This window comes from Actinoplanes sp. NPDC049265, from assembly GCF_043197135.1.
In the GTDB taxonomy this organism is placed as follows: Bacteria; Actinomycetota; Actinomycetes; order Mycobacteriales; family Micromonosporaceae; genus Actinoplanes.
Genome location: NZ_JBICSP010000008.1, coordinates 99012 through 118642, shown reverse-complemented (window position 1 = coordinate 118642; position 19631 = coordinate 99012). Strand labels below are relative to the sequence as shown.

At 70.8% G+C, this 19631-nt stretch carries 19 protein-coding genes; 11 read left to right on the top strand and 8 right to left on the bottom strand.

Annotation, left to right across the window (positions count from 1 at the left end):
* The first annotated feature begins 46 nt into the window (after positions 1 to 46).
* The 7 genes from ACGFIO_RS20725 to ACGFIO_RS20695 all read left to right on the top strand — a co-directional run bounded on the left by ACGFIO_RS20725 (position 47) and on the right by ACGFIO_RS20695 (position 7485).
* On the top strand, positions 47 to 1738 hold the full coding sequence (locus tag ACGFIO_RS20725) for an ABC transporter substrate-binding protein (RefSeq protein WP_392827904.1): 1692 nt from the start codon (positions 47 to 49) through the stop codon (positions 1736 to 1738).
* On the top strand, positions 1735 to 2625 hold the full coding sequence (locus tag ACGFIO_RS20720; RefSeq protein ID WP_392827903.1) for an ABC transporter permease: 891 nt from the start codon (positions 1735 to 1737) through the stop codon (positions 2623 to 2625). The genes ACGFIO_RS20725 and ACGFIO_RS20720 overlap by 4 nt, the downstream gene beginning before the upstream one ends.
* Entirely contained in the window at positions 2622 to 3611 is a 990-nt protein-coding gene (locus ACGFIO_RS20715; RefSeq protein WP_392827902.1) for an ABC transporter permease, read from the top strand. Before ACGFIO_RS20720 ends, ACGFIO_RS20715 begins: the two co-directional genes overlap by 4 nt.
* 113 nt (positions 3612 to 3724) lie before the next feature.
* Positions 3725 to 5245, top strand: coding sequence for a dipeptide ABC transporter ATP-binding protein (locus ACGFIO_RS20710; protein WP_392827901.1), 1521 nt, complete (start codon positions 3725 to 3727; stop codon positions 5243 to 5245).
* A gap of 31 nt (positions 5246 to 5276) precedes the next feature.
* Positions 5277 to 6206 (top strand): M64 family metallopeptidase, encoded by a 930-nt coding sequence (locus ACGFIO_RS20705; protein WP_392827900.1) that lies wholly within the window; start codon positions 5277 to 5279, stop codon positions 6204 to 6206.
* Between the two features lie 167 nt (positions 6207 to 6373).
* Positions 6374 to 6628, top strand: coding sequence for a hypothetical protein (locus ACGFIO_RS20700; protein WP_392827899.1), 255 nt, complete (start codon positions 6374 to 6376; stop codon positions 6626 to 6628).
* 98 nt (positions 6629 to 6726) lie between these two features.
* Entirely contained in the window at positions 6727 to 7485 is a 759-nt protein-coding gene (locus ACGFIO_RS20695; RefSeq protein WP_392827898.1) for a cutinase family protein, read from the top strand.
* A 65-nt stretch (positions 7486 to 7550) separates the two neighbouring features.
* On the opposite strand, the gene ACGFIO_RS20690 is transcribed toward ACGFIO_RS20695, so the two are convergent.
* Positions 7551 to 8411 carry a LysR family transcriptional regulator gene (locus tag ACGFIO_RS20690; RefSeq protein ID WP_392827897.1) on the bottom strand — a complete coding sequence of 287 codons (861 nt, stop codon included), beginning with the start codon at positions 8409 to 8411 and terminating at the stop codon, positions 7551 to 7553.
* A gap of 70 nt (positions 8412 to 8481) precedes the next feature.
* Between ACGFIO_RS20690 and ACGFIO_RS20685 the strand changes: the two genes are divergently transcribed.
* Entirely contained in the window at positions 8482 to 9267 is a 786-nt protein-coding gene (locus ACGFIO_RS20685; protein ID WP_392827896.1) for a dihydrodipicolinate synthase family protein, read from the top strand.
* Between the two features lie 395 nt (positions 9268 to 9662).
* Positions 9663 to 10118 carry a ricin-type beta-trefoil lectin domain protein gene (locus ACGFIO_RS20680; RefSeq protein WP_392827895.1) on the top strand — a complete coding sequence of 152 codons (456 nt, stop codon included), beginning with the start codon at positions 9663 to 9665 and terminating at the stop codon, positions 10116 to 10118.
* A gap of 172 nt (positions 10119 to 10290) precedes the next feature.
* Here the strand turns inward: ACGFIO_RS20680 and ACGFIO_RS20675 are convergent, their stop codons facing one another.
* The 5 genes from ACGFIO_RS20675 to ACGFIO_RS20655 all read right to left on the bottom strand — a co-directional run bounded on the left by ACGFIO_RS20675 (position 10291) and on the right by ACGFIO_RS20655 (position 16142).
* Positions 10291 to 11181: a carbohydrate ABC transporter permease gene (locus ACGFIO_RS20675; protein WP_392827894.1), complete on the bottom strand. Its 891-nt coding sequence runs from the start codon at positions 11179 to 11181 to the stop codon at positions 10291 to 10293.
* Positions 11178 to 12053: a carbohydrate ABC transporter permease gene (locus tag ACGFIO_RS20670; RefSeq protein ID WP_392827893.1), complete on the bottom strand. Its 876-nt coding sequence runs from the start codon at positions 12051 to 12053 to the stop codon at positions 11178 to 11180. Before ACGFIO_RS20670 ends, ACGFIO_RS20675 begins: the two co-directional genes overlap by 4 nt.
* Positions 12050 to 13348: an ABC transporter substrate-binding protein gene (locus tag ACGFIO_RS20665; RefSeq protein WP_392827892.1), complete on the bottom strand. Its 1299-nt coding sequence runs from the start codon at positions 13346 to 13348 to the stop codon at positions 12050 to 12052. Before ACGFIO_RS20665 ends, ACGFIO_RS20670 begins: the two co-directional genes overlap by 4 nt.
* Before the next feature lie 124 nt (positions 13349 to 13472).
* Entirely contained in the window at positions 13473 to 14357 is an 885-nt protein-coding gene (locus ACGFIO_RS20660; RefSeq protein WP_392827891.1) for a phosphotransferase family protein, read from the bottom strand.
* Between the two features lie 87 nt (positions 14358 to 14444).
* A complete protein-coding gene (locus ACGFIO_RS20655; protein WP_392827890.1) occupies positions 14445 to 16142 on the bottom strand; it encodes a ricin-type beta-trefoil lectin domain protein in 1698 nt (565 codons plus the stop codon).
* 132 nt (positions 16143 to 16274) lie between these two features.
* Here ACGFIO_RS20655 and ACGFIO_RS20650 point away from each other — a divergent pair, with 132 nt between their 5' ends.
* The gene (locus tag ACGFIO_RS20650) at positions 16275 to 16697 is read left to right on the top strand and encodes a GNAT family N-acetyltransferase (RefSeq protein ID WP_392827889.1); all 423 of its coding nucleotides are present in this window, start codon (positions 16275 to 16277) and stop codon (positions 16695 to 16697) included.
* A 4-nt stretch (positions 16698 to 16701) separates the two neighbouring features.
* Here the strand turns inward: ACGFIO_RS20650 and ACGFIO_RS20645 are convergent, their stop codons facing one another.
* The gene (locus ACGFIO_RS20645) at positions 16702 to 17505 is read right to left on the bottom strand and encodes a carbohydrate kinase family protein (RefSeq protein ID WP_392827888.1); all 804 of its coding nucleotides are present in this window, start codon (positions 17503 to 17505) and stop codon (positions 16702 to 16704) included.
* A 98-nt stretch (positions 17506 to 17603) separates the two neighbouring features.
* Here ACGFIO_RS20645 and ACGFIO_RS20640 point away from each other — a divergent pair, with 98 nt between their 5' ends.
* Positions 17604 to 18782 carry a cytochrome P450 gene (locus ACGFIO_RS20640; RefSeq protein WP_392827887.1) on the top strand — a complete coding sequence of 393 codons (1179 nt, stop codon included), beginning with the start codon at positions 17604 to 17606 and terminating at the stop codon, positions 18780 to 18782.
* Here ACGFIO_RS20640 and ACGFIO_RS20635 read toward each other — a convergent pair.
* The gene (locus tag ACGFIO_RS20635; RefSeq protein ID WP_392827886.1) at positions 18768 to 19598 is read right to left on the bottom strand and encodes an SDR family oxidoreductase; all 831 of its coding nucleotides are present in this window, start codon (positions 19596 to 19598) and stop codon (positions 18768 to 18770) included. The two genes, ACGFIO_RS20640 and ACGFIO_RS20635, sit on opposite strands and share 15 nt — an antisense overlap.
* Positions 19599 to 19631 lie beyond the last annotated feature (33 nt).

Sequence of the window (19631 nt, the reverse complement as noted above, 5' to 3'; positions counted from 1 at the left end):
TCACTACTTTCGGGCGCGACATCTTCCGTCTCCCGTAGGAGCGCCCATGCGCCGAAGTCTGCCCGTCGTCGTTGTCAGCGCCCTGCTGCTCAGCGCCTGCCAGTCCGGTGGCGGCGGTGACACGACCGGCGCCTCGTCCTTCGACCCCAAGACCTGCCAGGGCGGCACGCTCTCGGTGCTCAACCAGGGCGGCATCACCCACCTGGACCCGGCCCGGCTCTACACCTCCGGCGGCGGGAACATCCCCTCGCTGCTGTTCCGCACGCTGACCACCCGCAACCGCCAGCAGGGCGACGCCGGCACCAAGCCCGCCCCCGACCTCGCCACCGACCTGGGCACCCCCTCGGACGGCGCCAAGACCTGGACCTACAAGCTGCGCGACGACGTCTTCTTCGAGGACGGCGCCCCGATCACCTCGGCCGACGTGAAGTACGGCATCGAGCGCTCGTTCTCCCCCGACCTGCCCGGCGGTGCGCCCTACCTGCGCGACTGGCTGGCCGGCGCGGCCACCTACCAGGGCCCCTACAAACAGCCCGAGGGCATCAAGTCCATCGAGACGCCCGACGACAAGACGATCGTCTTCAAGCTGAGCAAGCCCGAGGGCGACTTCCCGTTCCTGGCCACCGCCACCCAGTTCGCGCCCGTGCCTAAGGCCAAGGACAAAGGCGTGGGATACGAGGCCCACCCGGTCTCGTCCGGGCCGTACATGGTCGAGTCGTACGAGCCCAAGAAGTCCCTGAAGCTGGTCCGCAACCCGCACTGGAAGACCACCAGCGACACCCTGCGGTACGCCTGCCCGGACCGCATCGAGGTGACCGCCGGCCTGGACGCCGCCGTGATCAACCAGCGCCTGGCCAGCAGCGCCGGCGCCGACGCCAACGCGGTCACCACCGACGCGACAGTCGGCCCCGAACAGCTGGCCCAGCTCCAGCCCGGCTCCGAGCTGGACAAGCGGGTGGCCCGGGGCGAGTTCCCGGCCACCTACTACCTGGCCTTCGACACCAAGAAGGCGCCGTTCGACGACGAGAAGGTCCGCCAGGCCCTGTCCTACGCGGTCAACCGCACGTCGATCGTCAACGCCCTGGGCGGCACCGCGGTGGCCGGCCCGTCCACCACCTTCCTGCCACCGAACAAGGCGCTCGGCTACCAGGAGTACGACTACTTCCCGGCCGGCGCCTCCGGTGACCCGGCCAAGGCCAAGGAACTGCTCGCCGCCGCGGGCGAGAGCAACCTGACCATCGAACTGGCCCACCAGAACTCCGACGCCGAGGGCCTCGGCCCCAAGGCCGCCGCCGCCCTGCAGGAGGCGTTCAAGCAGGCCGGCGTGACAGTCAAGCTGACACCGATCGACGAGGCGACCTACCGCGACGTGACCGGCAAGCCGGCCACCCAGCCCGCCCTTTCACTGCAGTATTGGGGGGCCGACTGGCCGTCCGGCGGGCCGTTCCTGATCCCGGTCTTCGACGGGCGGCAGATCATCACCGCCGGCGGAAACTTCAACCTGGCCCAGTACAACGACCCGGCGGTCAACACCGAGATCGACGCGATCAACGCGCTGACCGACCAGAGCCAGGCGCAGCAGCGCTGGGGCGCCGTGGACGCGGAGATCGGCAAGCTCGCCCTGACCATCCCGCTGGCCCACGAGAAGGACGTCTACCTGTTCGGCAAGAACGTCAAGAACGCCGTCCCCGACGGCTGGCGCGGGACTTACGACCTGGCCCGGGTCTCGGTCAAGTGAGTCGCGCCGCGGTCGCGATGCGGGACCGCGGCTTCATGACCGGCGCGGCGATCGCGACCCTGATGGTCGTGGTCGCCGCGGCGGCGCCGCTGCTCACCGCCCTGGCCGGGCAGGACCCGACCACCTACCACGACGACCTGCTCGACTCGGCCCGCGGCGGCGTGCCGATCGGCGCGTTCGGCGGCGTCAGCGGCGCACACTGGCTCGGCGTCGAACCCGGCACCGGCCGTGACCTGTTCGCCCGGCTGGCGCACGGCGCGCAGGTCTCGCTCGGTGTCGCCGTCACCGCGACCGTCCTGCAGGTGCTCATCGGGCTGCTGACCGGCCTGGCCGCCGGGCTGGGCGGGCGGTGGGCCGACGCCGTCCTGGGCCGGGTGATCGACCTGGTGCTGTCCGTGCCCAGCCTGGTGCTGGCCATCTCGCTGCTGGCCATCGTGCCGCCTGACTGGCCGCGCCCGGTGCTACTGGCGGCGGTGATCGCGGTGCTCGGCTGGGGCGGCACGGCCCGGATCACCCGGGGCGAGACGTTGTCGCTCAAGACCCGGGACTACGTCGCCGCCGCGCAGGTGTCCGGGGCGGGCTGGTTCCGGGTGGCCCGGCGCGAGATCCTGCCTGGGCTGACCGCGCCGGTTCTCACGTACGCGGCCCTGGTCCTGCCGACCAACATGATCGTCGAGGCCGGCCTGTCCTTCCTCGGCGTCGGCGTGCGGCCGCCCACCCCGTCCTGGGGCCAAATGCTGTCCAGCGCGACCACCTGGTTCCGCGCCGACCCGATGTACGTGCTGCTCCCCGGCGGCCTGCTGTTCCTGACCCTGCTGGCGTTCGTGCTGGTCGCCAACGGCCTGCGCCGCATCCTCGACCCCCGGCAGAGCGAGTTCGTCCGATGATCGGTTATGTCCTGCGCCGGGTCGGCGGTGCCGTGCTCGTCCTGTTCGGGCTGACCACCCTGCTGTACGCGCTGTTCTACCTCGCCCCCTCCGACCCCGCCGTCCTGACCTGCGGCAAAGGCTGCACCCCGGAACGGCTGGCCGACGTACGCCACGCCATGGGCGTCGACGACCCGATACCGGTCCAGTACGCCCACTTCCTGCGGGGCCTGGTGGCCGGGCGCGACTACCCGTCCAGTCCCACCCCGCGCCACTGTCCCGCCCCCTGCCTCGGCTACTCCTTCGAAACCAACCAGCCGGTCGCGGCGCTGCTGGCCGACCGCCTCCCGGTGTCCGCGTCCCTGGCCCTGGGCGCCGAGGTCCTGTCCCTGCTGGCCGGCGTCGGTGCCGGACTGCTCTCCGGGTCGCGGCGCTTCCGCTGGATCGACGGGCTGGTCAACGGCCTGGTGCTGACCGGGTACGCGGTCCCGGTCTTCCTCGTCGGCCTGCTGCTGTTGTTGCTGTTCTGCGTCGTCCTGCAGTGGCTGCCCTTCCCGTCCTACGTCCCGTTGACGACGAATCCGTTGCTGTGGGCGCAAAATCTGCTGCTGCCCTGGGTGGCGCTGGCGGTCATCCAGACCGCGGCGTACGCGCGGCTGACTCGGGCCGGCATCCAGGAAACCCTGGCCGAGGACCACATCCGGACGGCTCGGGCGTACGGACTGCCGGAGCGGCGGATCATCCTGCGGCGGGCGTTGCGGGGGGCCTTGCTGCCGCTGGTCACGCTGACCGCCATCGACCTGGCCGGGATCATGACCAGTGCGGTGCTGACCGAGACGATGTTCGGGTTGCCGGGCGTCGGGCAGCTGCTCGTGGGGGCGGTCAACCAGATCGACCTGCCGGTGGTCGTGGGTGTCACGTTGCTCACCGGGCTGCTCATCGTTCTGGCCAACGCGGCCGCCGACCTGCTGTATGCCGCCATCGACCCCCGGGTGCAACTGCGATGACCGCTGATCCTGTGGACAACTCGCGTTTTCCGTCGTTGTCGGGTGCTATGTTTCCGCCCACCCAACAGGGCGGGGGCGGTGGCGGCGCGCGCACCCGTTCCGAAAAAGATCTTGTGATCGAAAATCTTCGGATCAGCTTCGGCGACACGCGAGCGGTCGACGACCTCTCGTTCGCGCTGCCGCCCGGCGGCTCCGTCGGCATCGTCGGCGAGTCCGGCTCCGGCAAGAGCGCCACCGCCCTGGCCCTGCTCGGCCTGCACCGCACGGCGACGGTCAGCGGGCAGATCAGGTTCGGCGACATCGACCTCACCACCCTGCGCAGCGAGCGCGACTGGCGCCGGATCCGCGGTGCCCGGATCGCGATGGTCTTCCAGGAGCCGCTGACCGCGCTCAGCCCGTTCCACCGCATCGGTGACCAGATCGCCGAGGTCTACCGCCTCCACACCGGTGCCACGCGCAGGGCCGCGCGGCACCGAGCCGTCGAGGTGCTGAAGCAGGTGCACATCGCGGACGCCGAACGGCGGGCCGAGTCCTACCCGCACCAGTTCTCCGGCGGGATGCGGCAGCGGGCGCTGATCGCCATGGCGCTCGCCTGCCGGCCCGAGGTGATCGTGGCCGACGAGCCGACCACCGCCCTCGACGTCACCGTGCAGGCCCAGATCCTCGACCTGCTCGACGAGGTACGCACCACCACGGGCACGGGGCTGCTGCTGATCAGCCACGATCTTGGGGTGGTGGCCGGGTCCACCGACACCGTCGTGGTGATGCGGAACGGCCGGGCGGTCGAGCAGGGGGCGACCGGTTCGGTTCTGGTGACGCCGCGGGAGGCGTACACCCGTGAACTGATCGAAGCCGCGCCCCACCCGAACCCGCCGCGGACCGTCCCGGACGACCCAATCCTCCGCGTCTCCGGTGTGCGTAAGCACTTCAAACTGCCGAAACGCGGCCTGATCAGGGCGGTCGACGGGATCACGCTGGACGTGCGGCGCGGCGAGACGATGGGCATCGTCGGCGAGTCGGGCACCGGCAAGACCACGCTCGCGCGGATGATGGTCGGCCTGGTCGAGCCGTCCGAGGGCACCATCACGCTGGACGGCGTGGACATCGCGCGGCGGCGCGGGCGGTCGGTGCAGATGGTGTTCCAGGACCCGTTGTCGTCTCTCAACCCGCGGCGCACGGTCGGCGAGAGCATCGCGGACCCATTACGGCTTCAGGGGGTACGCGACCCGCGCGCCCGCGTGTCCGAACTGCTCGAACGGGTCGGCCTGGCGGCGAAAGAGTACGACCGCTATCCGCATCAACTCTCCGGCGGCATGCGGCAGCGGGTCGGGATCGCCCGTGCGCTCGCACCGCAACCGAAGCTGATCGTCTGCGACGAGCCCGTGTCGTCCCTCGACGTCACCACGCAGGCGCAGATCCTGGCGTTGCTGGAGGACCTTCGCGAGTCGCTCGACCTGACGCTGGTCGTGGTGTCACACGACCTGGCCGTGCTGCGGCAGATCGCCGACCGGGTCGCGGTGCTGTCCGGCGGATCGGTGGTCGAGCTCGGTGACACGGCCGAGGTGTACGAGCGTCCGGTGCACCGGTACACGAAGGAGTTGATCGCTGCCGTCCGCCGATCACACATCATTTGACATCAATCTGTATCGATGTAACCGTCGAATGATGCTGACCATCCCCCCTGCAGCATTGGCCCTCCTGCTCCTACTGGCCCCCCAGCCCGCACCCGCCCAGGTCGACTTCGAGGTCTTCGCCCCCGACGGCACGATCAGCCGGACCACGGTCCCGGCCGGCGAACTGCCGCGCGTCTCCCCCAAGGCCGCGCCGGTCGCCGAGGTCGTCACCATCCAGCAGACCGGCGCCCCCGCCGACCGGTTCGACCTGGTCTTCGTCGGCGACGGCTACACCGCCTCGGAACAGGCCCTGTTCCACAGCCAGGCGGTCGCGCGGTGGGCCCAGATCACCGCGTACGAGCCGTTCAAGACACTGAAGGTCAAGTTCAACGTCTGGCAGGTCAACGCCGTGTCGAACCAGTCCGGCGCGGACAACGACCCGACGCCCGGGGTGCGGAAGGACACCGCGCTCGGCGGTCGCTTCTACTGCGACAACCTGGCCCGGCTGATCTGCGTCGACACGTCGGCCGCCCGGTCGTACGCGGCGCTGGCTCCCGGCCTCGACCAGGCGCTGGTCCTGGTCAACAGCACCACGTACGGCGGCTCCGGCGGCACGGTCACGGTGTCGAGCGGCGGCAACTCGCTGTCCGGCGACATCGTCGTGCACGAGCTCGGCCACTCGATCGGCGGCCTGGCCGACGAGTACGGCGGCCCCGGCGCCTATTCCGGCGGCGAGCCCCGCGAACCCAACACGTCCCTGCTGACCGCGGCCCAGATGCAGGCGCAGAACCGGAAGTGGGCGTCGTACCTGGGCCGCTCGACGCCCGACGGCGGCGTCATCGGCACCTTCGAGGGCGGCGCCTACTTCGACAAGGGCGTCTACCGCCCCAGCCAGAACTCGATGATGCGCAACCTCGGGCGCCAGTTCAACCTGATCGGCGTCGACAAGCTGACCGCCGCCATCAACGCGCGTACCCACTGATGTCTTGCGGGCCGGCCCCGGCCGGCCCGCAACAAACCGCCTAACCTCTGCGGTCGTGAATTTCGACCTCCACTTCTGGCCGGCCGGCACGGTCGCGGAAAAGCAGCAGCTCCGCGACCGCCTGGCCGAGCACGACGCCACCGGCTTCGGCGCGGACGAGCGGGTTCTTGCCTTCCGCGCCGAGCTGCTGCCGCTGGCCGGACCTCGCCCACCGGGTCGCACCGTCGGACCCGGGCCGGGCCGACCGGTTCGGGGTCCTGACCCTCCCCGACGCGCGGGAACCGACGAGCCTGCTGCCCGCGATCGCCCACATCTTCGGTCTCGAGTGCTATGACCCGGACGAAGCGGCGCGGCTGGCCCGCGCGGCCGGCCACGCGTGGATCCTGATCAATCTCGTCCGAAGTCGCCACAAAATAAATTAGCATTTGAAGTGCAGTTTTCTCGAACCGCCATTGCCGGCCGGCCGTAGTGGACCGTAAGAGTCCGATCGGCGGACTCGCAAAGGGGCGAGACAGTGGCGATGAGACGAGAACGGAAGGCCCTCGCGATCGGTGTCAGCCTGGCCGTCGTGGTGATCGGGGCGCTGGTGACACCGCAGGCGTTCGCGGGCACGCTGCCGGGGACAGGCAGCGGGCGCGGGTCCACCGGCGGTGCCGCGCCGGGCGGCTTCTTCGAACGGCTGCGGAACCGGGCCGCCCAAAGCGGCGGCGGGCAGAACGCCAACGGCTGCTCGGATGTCGAGCTGGTGTTCGCCCGCGGCACGGGAGAACCACAAGGGCTCGGCATCGTCGGACGGCCGCTGGCCCAGGCACTCGCGGGTGAGCTGCCGGGCCAGAACGTGGGGTCGTTCGCCGTGGTCTACGCGGCGGCGGCCGACCAGGCCAGTGCCGGGCCCGGCGCGACCAACATGACCCAGCACATCGAGCAGGTCGCGCAGAGCTGCCCCGACACCCAGTTCGTGATCGGCGGCTACTCGCAGGGCGCGAGCGTCACCGACATCGCGGCCGGCATCCGCGGTGCGGGCACCCGGGGTGACGCGATCCCGGCCGAGCTGCGGTCCAAGGTGGCCGCGGTGGTGGTCTTCGGGAACCCGCTGGGACTGCGGCGGCAGACGATCGAGCGGGCCAGCCCGGACTTCGCCGGGAAAGCGGTGGAGTTCTGCAACAACGGGGACCCGGTGTGCGGCGGCGGCAACAACTTCGCGGCGCATCTGGCGTACCCCAGAAATGGAACCGTCCAGCAGGGGGCGGAGTTCGCCGCCCAGCAGCTCGGCGGCTGACCGGAACGAACGTCCGCGCCGCCACGCGGACCCCGAGTCGCCTCCTGGTGAGCAGCCACAGCGAGTCAGGTCGACGCGCGCAGAGCGGTCACGACGGCGGCGACCGCTGGATGGTCTGCGGCGCCGCGACGGTAGCCGGCACGGGTGCGGCGGCGGGTCGGGGCGGGAAGGATGCGTACCCCTGGATCTGGGTTGAGCGCGAGCTGCGGCACCAGCGCGACCCCCTGCCCGGCCGCGACCAGGGCGAGCACCGCGTCGAAGTCGTCGATGTGGTGGCGGGCGCGCGGCTCGAAGCCGGCACCGCGGCAGACGCGCAGCGCGACCTCGTGGCAGAGAGTGCCCGGCCGGCCCAGGATCCACGGGACATCGCGGGTGGCGGCCAGATCCGGCACCGCGGTGGCCGAGGCCAGGTACACCGTCTCGTCCAGCAACTCGACCGACTCGAGGGCCGGGTCGGTGGCGGCCGGCACCACGTCGTAGTCGTGTAGCAGGCCCACGTCGAGGCGGCGGTCGCGCAGGGCGGCGGGCACGGCGGCGGGGTCGAGTTCGCTGACCGACAGCTCGAGCGCGGGATGGTCGCGGCCGAGGGCGACCAGGGCGGGCGGGAGCAGGGTACGCATCGCGGTCGGGAACGCGCCGATCCGCACCTCCCCGGCCGGGCCCGAGCGGGCCGCCGCCAGGGCCGCGGTCGTCTCCTCGAGCGCCGCCAGGACCGCCGCCGCGTGCCGGACCAGCACCTGGCCGGCCGCCGTGAAGGTCACCCGCCGGCCGCTGCGCCGGAGCAGGGCGACGCCGGCTTCGCGTTCGAGTGCGGCGAGCTGCTGGGAGACCGCCGACGGGGTGTACGAGTGCACGGCCGCAACCGCGGCGATGGTGCCGAGGCGATCCAGGTCGGACAGCAGCCTCAGCCGCCGGACGTCGAGCATCAGGTCAGCTTACGGATCAGCGTACGAATCGGAACTGGATCTTAAGGTCGGTCGGCCTGACAGTGGGCGGATGGACGTACACGTACCCCTCATCACGCCCTTCGACGAGGACGGCGGGATCGCCACGGCGGCGCTGACCCGGCTGGCCCACCAGGTCCTGGACGACGGTGCGGCCGGGATCGTCGCGCTCGGCACGACGGCCGAGCCGGGCAGCCTCAGCGCCGCCGAACGCGCGGAAGTCCTCGACCTGCTGGGCGCCATCGGCCGCGAGCGCCGGGTCCAGCTGACCGTCGGCACGGACGACCCGCGCGAACTGGCCGGGTACCCGGCGGTGACGGCCGCGCTGGTCCGGGTGCCGCCGTTCGTCCGCCCCGGTGAGGACGGGGTCGTCGCCTGGTTCGAGGCGCTGCCCAAGCCGGTGCCGGTGATCGCCTACCATGTGCCGCTGCGCACCGGCCAGGACCTGAGCGCGGCCGCGATCCGCCGCCTGGCCGCGATCGACGGCGTGATCGGCATGAAGTACGCGCCGACCACCCTCGACGCCGACGCGGTCGACCTGCTCACCGACCCACCGCCCGGCTTCACCATGCTGGCCGCGACCGACGTGCTGCTCACCCCGATGATCGCGCTCGGTGCCACCGGCGCGATCCTGGCCTCGGCCAACGTCGCCCACGAAACCTCGGACCGGCTCCGGTCGGCCCTGTTCGCCGAGCCCAACCCGACCGTGATCAAGGGCGTTCTCCACGCCCAGGGCAAGATCCCCACCCCGGGGGTACGCCTGCCGCTCCTGCCCGCCTCCCGCACCAGCGTTGACGCCGCCCTCCACCACCTCGCCCAAGCGTTCCGGCCGCGTTGAGTCCGCACTCGCCCGCCCCGCCGATGGGCGGCTCGGGCTTACCAGGCGGCGCGGCCGCCGCCGTGCCTCGGCAGTGCCGCCGCCGCGGCATACCACCGAACTCGACAGTGATAGCCCGCGGCGCACCCGGGCCTCGAATACCGCCCAGGCCCACCACCGAACTCGACAGTGGTAGGCCGCGGCGGCGTGTGGGGCTCGGATACCGCCCAGGGCTACCCCTGAAGTTGACTGTGGTGGGGGTCCGGGTGCGCGAAGGGCTCTTTGGGGTGCCCGTGTGGTCATTGTCGGGAGTGCGACGGTTCCGAGGGGAAACTTTAAACTTCTACTATCGACGAAAGTCAACGTTGGAGCCGGGGCCGACGACATCGGAACGCAGCGAAGGAGTTCAGAGAAGCATGCGGACACTCATGTCGACGATCGCGGCCTCCGCCGCGCTGGCTGGCAGCCTGGTCGGAGCGCACCCGGCCCAGGCGGCGGCGAGCGACGCCGGGCAACTGCGCAACAAGGACACGGGACTGTGTGTCGAGCGGCAGGATCCCGCCGACCGGCCGCTCGCGGTGTTCATGGCCGAGTGTGACGGTGGGGCGAAGCAGCAGTGGGTCTACTCGGCGGCGGCGGAGACGATCCGTACGCCCGGCACCGGGTTGTGCCTGTCCACCTCGAGCACGTCGACCATCGCGGCGGGGGCTTGTGACAGCGGGCTGCTGGTGCACTGGCGGTTCAGCGCGGACGGGCGCATCCACCAGGTCGACTGGGGGATCGGGTGTGTGGAGGACTACCGCACGCAGTACCTGACCTGGGGCGCCTGCACCAACGAGACGAATGAGGTGTGGTCGCTGGCCGCCGCCTGATCAAGCGGGTGCGGCGCCGCTCCGGAACGACCGGGGCGGCGCCGCCCCGACCAAGGCGCCGCCGAGGCGACCAAGCCGACGCGGACACGGACACGAGCAGGGCGCCGACACGAGCACGGCCGACGCCGGGACAAGCAGAGCGGCGCCGAGACAACAGGGGCGACGCCGGTCGCTACTTGCCGATGCCGGCGGTCAGGCCTCGGACGAACGAGCGCTGGGACAGGGCGTAGAACGCCGCCACCGGCAGGATCGACAGCGTCGCCACGGCCAGGACCAGCGGCTGGTCGGTGGCGTACCGGCCCTGCGACAGCGACAGCCCGCCCATCAGCGTGCGCTGGTCCTCGGCCTGCAGGAAGACCAGCGAGATGAGCAGCTCGTTCCAGACCCAGATGGCGTTCACCACGCAGACCGTCATCAGCGCGGGGCGGGTCAACGGCAGGATCACCGACCAGAGGGTACGGCCGGGGCCCGCGCCGTCGACCTGGGCGGCGTGGATGACGTCCTCGGGGACGGTCCGGAAGAAGCTGGTCAGGAAGAAGACGGCGAACGGAACCAGCAGGCCGGTGTAGAAGAGCATGACCGACGGCAAGGTGTTGATCAACCGCAGGTTGACCATGATGACGAAGACCGGCAGCAGCAGGACGACCGGCGGCACCATGATCAGGCCGATGTTCAGGCCGAGGAGCAGTTGCCGGCCCCGGAAGCGGCCGAACGAGATGGCGTACGAACCCAGCGCTGCGATCGCCGTCGACGCGGCCACCGCGACAGTGGTCACGAGGAGGCTGTTGAGCATCCAGCGCAGGGTCGGCAGGTCGGTCAGGGCCCGCCGATAGTTGTCGAAGGTCACCGAGGTCGGTGGGCCGGCCGGGTTGGTGGTGTAGTCGGCCGACGTCTTCAGGCTGGTCAGGACCATGAAGACGAGCGGGGCCAGGGCCGCGACGGTGGCCAGGCAGAGCAGCACCTGACGGGCGGTGGCGCCGAGCCGGGCCGGGCCGGGACCCGGTGCCGGGCCGGCCACGGCGGGACGGGTGCGGCCGGCGGTGATCGTGGACCGGGCGGTCACCGTACCCCCTGTTGGTCTTGCAGTGAGCGTCGACGAAGGACCAGATAGGCGGCGATCAGCACGGCGGCCAGCGCCAGCACGACCACCGCGGCGGCGTTGGCCAGGCCGACCGCGCCCTGGGCGAAGCCTTCCTTCCAGATGTAGAACTCCATCACCATCGACGAGTTGCCGGGGCCGCCGCCGGTCAGCACGTAGACATAGGTGAAGACCCAGGAGAGCACCGTGATCGCCTCGGTGACCACGAAGAACTCGATGGTGGAGCGGATCTGCGGCAGGCTGACCCGGGTCTGCAGCTGCCACCAGGAGGCGCCGTCGAGCCGGGCCGCCTCGGTCGTCTCCGGCGGCAGGGACAGCAGCGCGGCCAGGAAGACCACCACGCCGAAGCCGAGCTGCTGCCAGATCACCATGCCGCTGACCGACCAGATGGCCAGGTCGGGTGAGCCGAGCCAGTCCAGCGCCAGCCAGTTCAGGCCCAGCGCCCGCAAGCCGCCGTTGAGGCCGCCGTTGAGCTGCAGGAACACCGAGAACGCGAGGCCGGTGCCGACGGCCGGGAGGATGTACGGGAAGAAGATCGCCGACCGGTAGAACCGGCCGCCCCGCACACCCTCGTGGATCAGGACCGCGAGCAGCAGCGCCGCCACGGTCATCAGCGGCACGGTGAGGAGCAGCTTCAGGTTGTTGCCGAGCGCCGTACGGAACACGTCGTCGCCGAACAGCGTCCGGAAGTTGCCCAGTCCGACATACGTGAGCTCGTAGATCGAACCGGTGTAGAGGCTGTTGCGCAGCACGCTGACCAGGGGGTAGCCGAAGGCGAAGAGGATCGCGGCGACCATCGGCAGGATGTAGACATACGGCCAGCGGCCCTTGCTCACGAGGAGGCCACCCAGTCGGTGTACTTCTTCAGCTCGTCGGGGTGCTGGCTGCGCCACTTGTCGATGGCCTTGGTCCAGACCTGAACCGCGGCGGCGGGGGCGCCGCCCGAGGTGACCACCTGACCGGCCGGGCCGTTGCCGTCCGAGTCGACCGACGGCGGCAGGTAGTTCTGCGGCCACACGGCGCCCGGCTTGCTGTCGAACTCCCAGATCTGCTTGGCCAGGTCGGTCTTGATGCTCGCCTGGTCGAAGCGCTTGTCGGCCGGGAAGATGCTCGTCGCCTCGTACCAGCTGGCCAGGTTGGCCGGCTGGTGCAGCCAGGCCAGGAACTGCGCGGCGGCCTTCTTGTGCGGCGACCATGAGGTGATGAACGCGGTCGACGACTGGGTGGTGTTGTGGGTGTCGGCCAGTTTGCCCGTACCCCACTTGGGGGTCATCACGACGCCGACCTTGTCCGGACCCAGCGTCTTGGCCCAGCCCGACACCAGACCGTCGGTGCCCCAGGCCATCGCCGCCTGACCCGCGCCGAACTTCTGCATGCCCTGGTCGAGGGTGAGCGAGGCGATGTCGTCGTTGAGGCAGTTCTGCTTCTTCAGCTGGGCCAGGGCCTCGTAGAAGCCGCTGATCTTCGGGTCGGCGAAGTCGGTCTTGATCATCGACTGCTTGAGGTCGTCGATGCTGTCCCACCGCTGCTTGCCGACGATCGAGAAGAACCAGGCGCCGAAGAAGCCGTCCTTGTTGCCCATCCCGAACGGGGTGACGCCGGCCTTGCGCAACGCCGTGCACTGCGAGAGCAGCTCGTCCCAGGTGGCCGGCGGGTTGGTCAGACCGGCCTTGGCGTACAGCTCCTTGTTGTACGCCAGCGGGATGCCCATCAGGTAGATCGGCATACCCCAGAGCTTGCCCTGGTACGTGTTCTCCTGGGTGTTCAGCCAGTTGTCGGTCTCGGTCTTGGGCACCAGGTCGCTGATCGGGGCGACCGCGCCGGCCCAGGCCTGGCTGAGCACCGGCATGGTCGCCCACTGGGTGGCGATGTCCGGACCGGTCTTGGTCTGCGCGGCGGTGGTGAACGCGCCGATCAGGGTGTCGGTGGGCTGCGGCACCAGGTTGATGGTCACCTTCGGGTGCTGCTTGGTGTAGTCGGCGATGCGCGCCTTCATCCAGTCGTTGGCGCCCGGGGCGTCGCTCTCGGCCCAGTACCAGTACGTGAGCGAGGCGCTTTCCGGGTCGTCACCGCTGTCCGACGCGGTCGATGCGGGCTTCGCCGTGCAGGCCGACAGCACCAGCGCGGACACGACAGTAGCGGTAGTCAGAAACGTTCGCGCAGTGAACATTCGCGGCACCTCGCATTAGCGTTGTTGGCCGCAAATTATGCTCGGGATTGATCAAACTTCAATCACTCACTCAGAAATGAACATCCTAGAGTGAGCGAGTTGTGCGTGGGACGCCCGTCGCGATCCACTCGCGGACGATCGTCGCGGCCTGATCGGCGACCTCCTGGCCGGGCGCCCGGGTCATGAAGTCGCTGAGCGCGAAGAGGTCCAGCAGCCGCCCGAGATACTGCCAGTCCGGGTGGCGCGGCTCGTGCTCCTCGAAGCCGCTCACGAACCCGTCGAGGAAGCCGGGCGGGTAGCCGGCGCCGAAGCGGGCCATGTTGGCCACGTCGCCGTAGGGGCAGCCGGAGTACGCGAACTCCCAGTCCAGCACGGCCGTGACCCGTCCGCCGCCGACCAGGATGTTCTTCGGGTTGATGTCACCGTGCACCAGCCGCGCCTCGCCGTCGATCGCGGTCAGCGCGGGCGCGTGCTCGGCGCACAACGCCAACCACGCCGTTCGTTCCTGCCGGTCCAGCCGTTCCGTCTTGGCCATGCACTGCTCGGCGAACGGCACCAACTGCTCCGACCACGGCGGTTGCGGCCCGACCGTGAGGCCGTCCCCGGCGAAGAACCCGGCCGCGCCGAACCGCACGTCACCGATCCGCGCGACGACCCGTCCGACCTCGCGTCCGAGCCCCTCGACGGCGTCTGGCGGCGTCTCCAGCACCCGGCTGAGGACGGTGCCCTCGACGAACCCGATCGCCATCGCGTCGGCTTCGACAAGCAGGACCTCGGGCACGGGTACGGGTGCCAGCGCCATCACCGCGGCCTCGATCGCCGGGTCTCCGCCGCCGAACCGGGCCACCACCTTCCGGTCGTCCAGCTCGAGCAGCGTCGTCTCGTGCGAGTAGCCCCCGGCCAGTGTGGTCGCCTTCACCAGCCGTCCACCGAGCGCCTTGGCGATCCGTTCCCCGTCCTCGGTACGCATCGCGCCAGCTTAGGTCTTGCCGATCAGCCCCGCCGGGCCGCGGATGAGCGGGCCGCATCGGGACGGCGCGGCCCGCTCGTCGTTCGGTCAGGCCAGGGCGAACTTCTGGGCCCCGGAGGTGTTGCAGTCGTAGATCTGCAGGCGGGTTCCGTTGGCCGTGGCCCCGTTGGGTGAGTCGATGCAGCGGCCGGTGGTGGGGTTGGAGACGGTGCCGTTGGTGTTGACCACCCAGTTCTGGTAGCCGCCGCCGTTGCAGTTGGCCAGCTGCAGCTGGGTGTTGTTGGCGTTGACGCCGCCGGCGATGTCCAGGCAGCGGCCCAGGGTGCGCAGGGTCTGGCCGTTCCAGGTCCACTTCTGGTCCTGAGACGTGGTCTGCTGGCAGTCCCAGAGCTGCACCGCCGTACCGTCGCCGCCGTTGTCGTCACCGGCCACGTCGACGCACTTGCCGCCGGGGCCGTAGATCGGGGTGCCGACGGTGAACTTCTGCGCGCCGGAGGTGTTGCAGTCGTAGATCTGCAGCCGGGTTCCGTTGGCCGTGGCGCCGTTGGGCGAGTCGACGCAGCGGCCGGTCGTGGGGTTGCGGATCGTGCCGTTGGGCTGGGTCACCCAGTTCTGGTAGCCGCCGCCGTTGCAGTTGGCCAGCTGCAGCTGGGTGTTGTTGGCGTTGACGCCGCCGGCGATGTCCAGGCACCGGCCGAGCGTCTGCAGGGTCTGACCGGACCAGGTCCAGTGCTGGTCCTTGGCCCCGGACTGGCAGTCCCAGAGCTGCACCGCCGTACCGTCGCCGCCGTTGTCGTCACCGGAGACGTCCACGCACTTGCCGCCCGGACCGGCGATGGTCTGGCCGGTCACCGAGCCGCCGGGCGGCGGGGTGCCGCCGCCGCCCTTGTTGTAGACGGCCACCGAGTCGATGATCAGCTTGCCGCCGGAGACCGTCGACGCGAACGGGCCGCCGCCGAAGGCGTCCGGGAAGCCGCCGCCGATGGCCAGGTCGTAGATGATGAAGAACGGGTGGTCGACGGCGTTGGCCCAGGTCGTGGCGTCGACCGCGGTCGCCTGCAGGGTGAAGAAGTTGTTGCCGTCGAAATACCAGCGAATCTGCTCGGGCGACGTCGAGCGGTCGATCTCGACCGCGTAGTCGTGGAAGCCGGTCTGGCAGCCGCCGCAGGCCCGCTCGCCCGAGCCGAGGCCGGTGGACTCGTTGCACGGGCCGCCCGGGTTCACCCCGCAGTGCAGGGTGCTGAACAGCGAGCTGCGGCCGTTGATGTCCTCCATGATGTCGATCTCGCCGGAAGTCGGCCAGGTGACCCCGGAGCGCAGCGGCGCGCCGAGCATCCAGAAGGCCGGCCAGTAGCCGGCACCGTTGGAGGTGTTGACGTTGGGCTGTTGGAGGACGGACTCCATCCGGACCACGCCGCCCGGCTCGGCGCCGAACGTCGCCGCCTGGGTCTCGATCCGGCCCGAGGTCCAGCCGGCGCGCGGGTCGGAGCCGCTGTGCAGCGCCTGCAGCACCAGGTGGCTCTGGCCGTCGCGGTAGACGTTGGACGTACTGCTGGTCATGGTCTCGATCTCGCCGGTGCCGAAGTTGCTGCCCGGGCCGGTGTCGTACTTCCACTGGCTCTGGTCGATGCCGGTGCCGGCCGCGCCGTCGAAGTCGTCGCTCCAGGTCAGCGTGAAGCCGGGCGGCGCGGCGGGGATCGAGGCCTGCGCTTCGGGCGAGGTGATGACGACGGTGGTCAGGGACAGAGCGGTGAGGGCTAACAGAGAGAGCGCTCTCTTGCGCATGCGAGCCTCCGGGGGTCGGGCTTCGAGGTGGGGTCGCTCCGCTGGCCGGCGGGGATCCGGGGGTCATGCGGGGAACGATGTCCACATCGAAGACAGTCACTGCCGCTTTTGTCAATGACTAGGCTGGTGATCATGAGAATTCGCCGGGCCGGGGCGGCCGACGTGGAGGCGCTGCGCTCCCTCATCGCGACCATGGGCTATCGGGTCGGGCCGACCGAGCTGGAAGCCCGCCTGCGTTCGCTGCCCGAGAACCACGCCGTGTTCGTGGCCGAGTCCGGATCCGGCGTCGCCGGCTGGGTGCACGTGCTGATCGGCCACAGCCTGATCGACGGACCCCGGGCCGAGCTGGGCGGACTGTCCGTCGCGGACGAGGCGCAGGGGCTCGGCGCGGGGTCGGCGCTGCTCTCCGCGGCCGAGGAGTGGGCGGCGGAGCGCGGCGTGCGCACGATCCACCTGCGCTCGGGAACGGAACGGACCGGGGCCCACGCGTTCTACCGGTCCCGTGGCTACCAGGTGGTGAAGAGCCAGCTCGCCCTGCGCAAGACCACCGGCTGACCGCTCAGTCGAAGGTCACCGTCATCGGGCCGGCCACAGTCACCGCCCGGCCCGCCACCCGGATCCCGTTACGGGCGGCGGCAACCGGGTCGGCGCCGTCGAGTGATGCCGCGATGAAACCGGCCGCGAACGTGTCGCCGGCGCCGTCGGTGTCGATCGCGTCCACCGGCGGCGCCTCCACCCGGACGCCGTTCACCTCGGCCCCGGCCGCGCCGTAGGTGGTGCACACGACCGCGTTCAGGCCGGCCGGGTCGACGCCGAGCGCCTCGAGCTCGCCCTCGCTGGGCAGCACCACATCGGCGTCGTGCAGGACGGCGATCAGAGCGGACCGGCCGGCCTCGGTGAGGGCTTCCACCCGTACGTTGGGATCCACCGAGATCGTGGCCCCCGCGGCCTTGCCCCGCCGCACCGCCTCGAGCGCGGTCGCGGCCAGCGGCTCCCCGAAGATGAGAGCCGAACCGGAGAGATGCACCCAGCGGGCCCGCTCAGGCAGGTCGCCCAGCGCCGACGACGGCACCGCGGCCGCCGCCGACCCCACCACCCGGAAGTCGAACGAGCGGTCCTCGCCGTGGTAGGTGATGTACGCGGTGGCGGTCGGTCGGTCATCCGACACGACCAGGTGGGCGGCCGCGCCGAGCCCGTCGGCCATCACCTTCGCGTGCTCGTCGCGGCCGACGCCGCCGACGAAGGCCACCTCGACGCCGAGCTGCGACGCCACGTACGAGCTGATGGCGGGCGCTCCGCTCGGCCACGGCCCGGTGAACGGCCCGTCGTCGTGACGCTGGTAGACGACGATGGCCTCACCCACGATCAATAGCATTCGACCACCATCACATCCGGGTACGCCGCCGGTCGAACGAAACGCCGTGATGTGCTCTTGGTGACCGGTGCGGCACACTGTGTCGCATGCCGTTTCTCAATGTCGTCGATCCGGCGTTCACCCTGACGGCGCCGGACGTTCTGGCCGCCCAGGATTCCGACTGGTACGCCGACACTCCACTCGGCCCGTTCGTGCTCCGCTACGCCGAATCGCAGCACCTGCTCCGCGACCGGCGGCTGGACCACGGCGGCGAGGACTACATGCGCCGCAACGGCATCAGCGGCGGGCCGATCCACGACTGGTGGGTGCCGATGCTGGTCAACCGGGACGGCGCCGACCACCGGCGGCTGCGCGGGCTGGTCGGGCGCTCGTTCACCCCACGCACCATCGACGGGCTGCGACCGTACATCCGGGCCCGGGCCGAGGAACTGGCCGAGACGGTCGACCAGGCCGACTTCGTGGACGCGTTCGCCAACCGGCTGCCCCTGGCCGTGATGTGCGAACTGCTCGGGGTGCCGGCCGCCGACTACGACACGTTCAGCGTTTGGACCAGCGACATCGGCCTGGTCTTCGGGCTGGCCGCGGGCGGTGACACGGCAGCCCGGGTGGAACGGGCGGTCGCCGGGCTGGACGGCTACGTCGACGCGCTGATCGACGAGAAGGCCCGGCACCCGGGCGACGACCTGATCTCCGACATGGTCACCGCCTGGCGGTCCGAGCAGAACGTCACCCGCGACGAGCTGCGGAACCTGCTGGTGACCCTGGTCTTCGGGGCGCACGACAACACCCGCCACCAGTTCTCCAACACGATGGTCACCTTCGCCGAGCATCCGGAGCAGTGGCAGGTGCTGCGGGACCGGCCCGAGCTGACCGACCGGGCGGTGGCCGAGACCATGCGCTGGCGCCCGTCCGCGGCCACCCTGTTCCGGCGAGCGGCCGAGGACTTCGAGTTCAACGGGCTGACGATCGCCGAGGGCACGTTCGTGACCGTGGCCGTGCAGACCGCCCAACGGGACCCGCGCGCCTACCCGGGTGGCCGGACCTTCGACATCACCGCCGTCCGGGAGGCACCGCTGCTGCAGTTCGGGGCCGGGCCGCACTACTGCCTGGGCTCGGCCCTGGCCCAGGTCGAGATGGGCGAGGCGCTGCCGGTGCTGGCCCGCCGGTTCGGGGCGCCGGTCATCGACGGCGAGGTGACCTGGCGGCCGTCGCTGGGCATCCACGGGCCCAACGAGCTGCCGCTGACATTCTCAGAAGTCGGTTGAGGACGCCGCCGACCGCTGCGGTTCGATCTGGGCGAGGCGGGCGCGCAAGGACGCGGTGACCGCCTGGTACGAGTCGCTGCCCAGCACCAGGCGCAGCGGCGCCGGCGTGACCTCGACCGACTCGATGACCCGGGCCGCGACCTTGGCCGGGTCGCCGGGCAGCGGCGGGGCCGAGTCGCCACGGAACACGCGGACGAACGACGCGGGCGTTGCGTCGTACGCGGCCAAGGGGTCTCCCAACCGCAGCGACCCGGCGGCGAACGACGTGCGCGCCCCACCCGGCTCCACCAGCGTCACCCCGATCCCGAAGGGAGCGACCTCGCCGGCCAGCGCCTCCAGGAAGCCCTCGATGCCCCACTTGCTCGCGTGGTAGAGCGACGCCCCCGGATGGGCGGCCAGGCCGGCGACCGAGGACAGCTGGACGATCCGGCCCCCACCCTGGGCCCGCAGGTGCGGCAACGCGGCCCGGACGAGCTGGATCGGACCGGCCAGGTTGGTGGCGAGCTGATGCGCCACCTGCTCGTCGCTCACCTCCTCGGCCGCGCCGAACAGCCCGTAGCCGGCGTTGCTGACCACGACGTCGACGCGACCCAGGCCGGCGAACACGGCGTCCACGACGGTCCGGATCCGGCCGGTGTCGGTCAGGTCGAGCGAGTCGACCCGCAGCCGGTCGCCGTACGCCTCGCGCAGGTCGTCGACCGAGCCGTCCCGGCGGACCGTGCCGGCCACCCGGTCGCCCCGCTCCAGCAGCTGCGACGCCAGCTCACGGCCGAAACCACTGTTGACGCCGGTGATGAACCACGTACGAGATGTCATGAGCCGAGCATCGGCCGGTCCGCGTCGGCCCGG

Excerpts from the sequence above, each read along its gene's own strand:
- ACGFIO_RS20725 (WP_392827904.1), top strand. The coding sequence starts at position 47 with ATGCGCCGAAGTCTGCCCGTCGTCGTTGTCAGCGCCCTGCTGCTCAGC.
- ACGFIO_RS20715 (WP_392827902.1), top strand. The coding sequence starts at position 2,622 with ATGATCGGTTATGTCCTGCGCCGGGTCGGCGGTGCCGTGCTCGTCCTG.
- ACGFIO_RS20705 (WP_392827900.1), top strand. The coding sequence starts at position 5,277 with ATGCTGACCATCCCCCCTGCAGCATTGGCCCTCCTGCTCCTACTGGCC.
- ACGFIO_RS20695 (WP_392827898.1), top strand. The coding sequence starts at position 6,727 with ATGAGACGAGAACGGAAGGCCCTCGCGATCGGTGTCAGCCTGGCCGTC.
- ACGFIO_RS20690 (WP_392827897.1), bottom strand. The coding sequence starts at position 8,411 with ATGCTCGACGTCCGGCGGCTGAGGCTGCTGTCCGACCTGGATCGCCTC.
- ACGFIO_RS20685 (WP_392827896.1), top strand. The coding sequence starts at position 8,482 with ATGGACGTACACGTACCCCTCATCACGCCCTTCGACGAGGACGGCGGG.
- ACGFIO_RS20680 (WP_392827895.1), top strand. The coding sequence starts at position 9,663 with ATGCGGACACTCATGTCGACGATCGCGGCCTCCGCCGCGCTGGCTGGC.
- ACGFIO_RS20660 (WP_392827891.1), bottom strand. The coding sequence starts at position 14,357 with ATGCGTACCGAGGACGGGGAACGGATCGCCAAGGCGCTCGGTGGACGG.
- ACGFIO_RS20655 (WP_392827890.1), bottom strand. The coding sequence starts at position 16,142 with ATGCGCAAGAGAGCGCTCTCTCTGTTAGCCCTCACCGCTCTGTCCCTG.
- ACGFIO_RS20650 (WP_392827889.1), top strand. The coding sequence starts at position 16,275 with ATGAGAATTCGCCGGGCCGGGGCGGCCGACGTGGAGGCGCTGCGCTCC.
- ACGFIO_RS20640 (WP_392827887.1), top strand. The coding sequence starts at position 17,604 with ATGCCGTTTCTCAATGTCGTCGATCCGGCGTTCACCCTGACGGCGCCG.
- ACGFIO_RS20635 (WP_392827886.1), bottom strand. The coding sequence starts at position 19,598 with ATGACATCTCGTACGTGGTTCATCACCGGCGTCAACAGTGGTTTCGGC.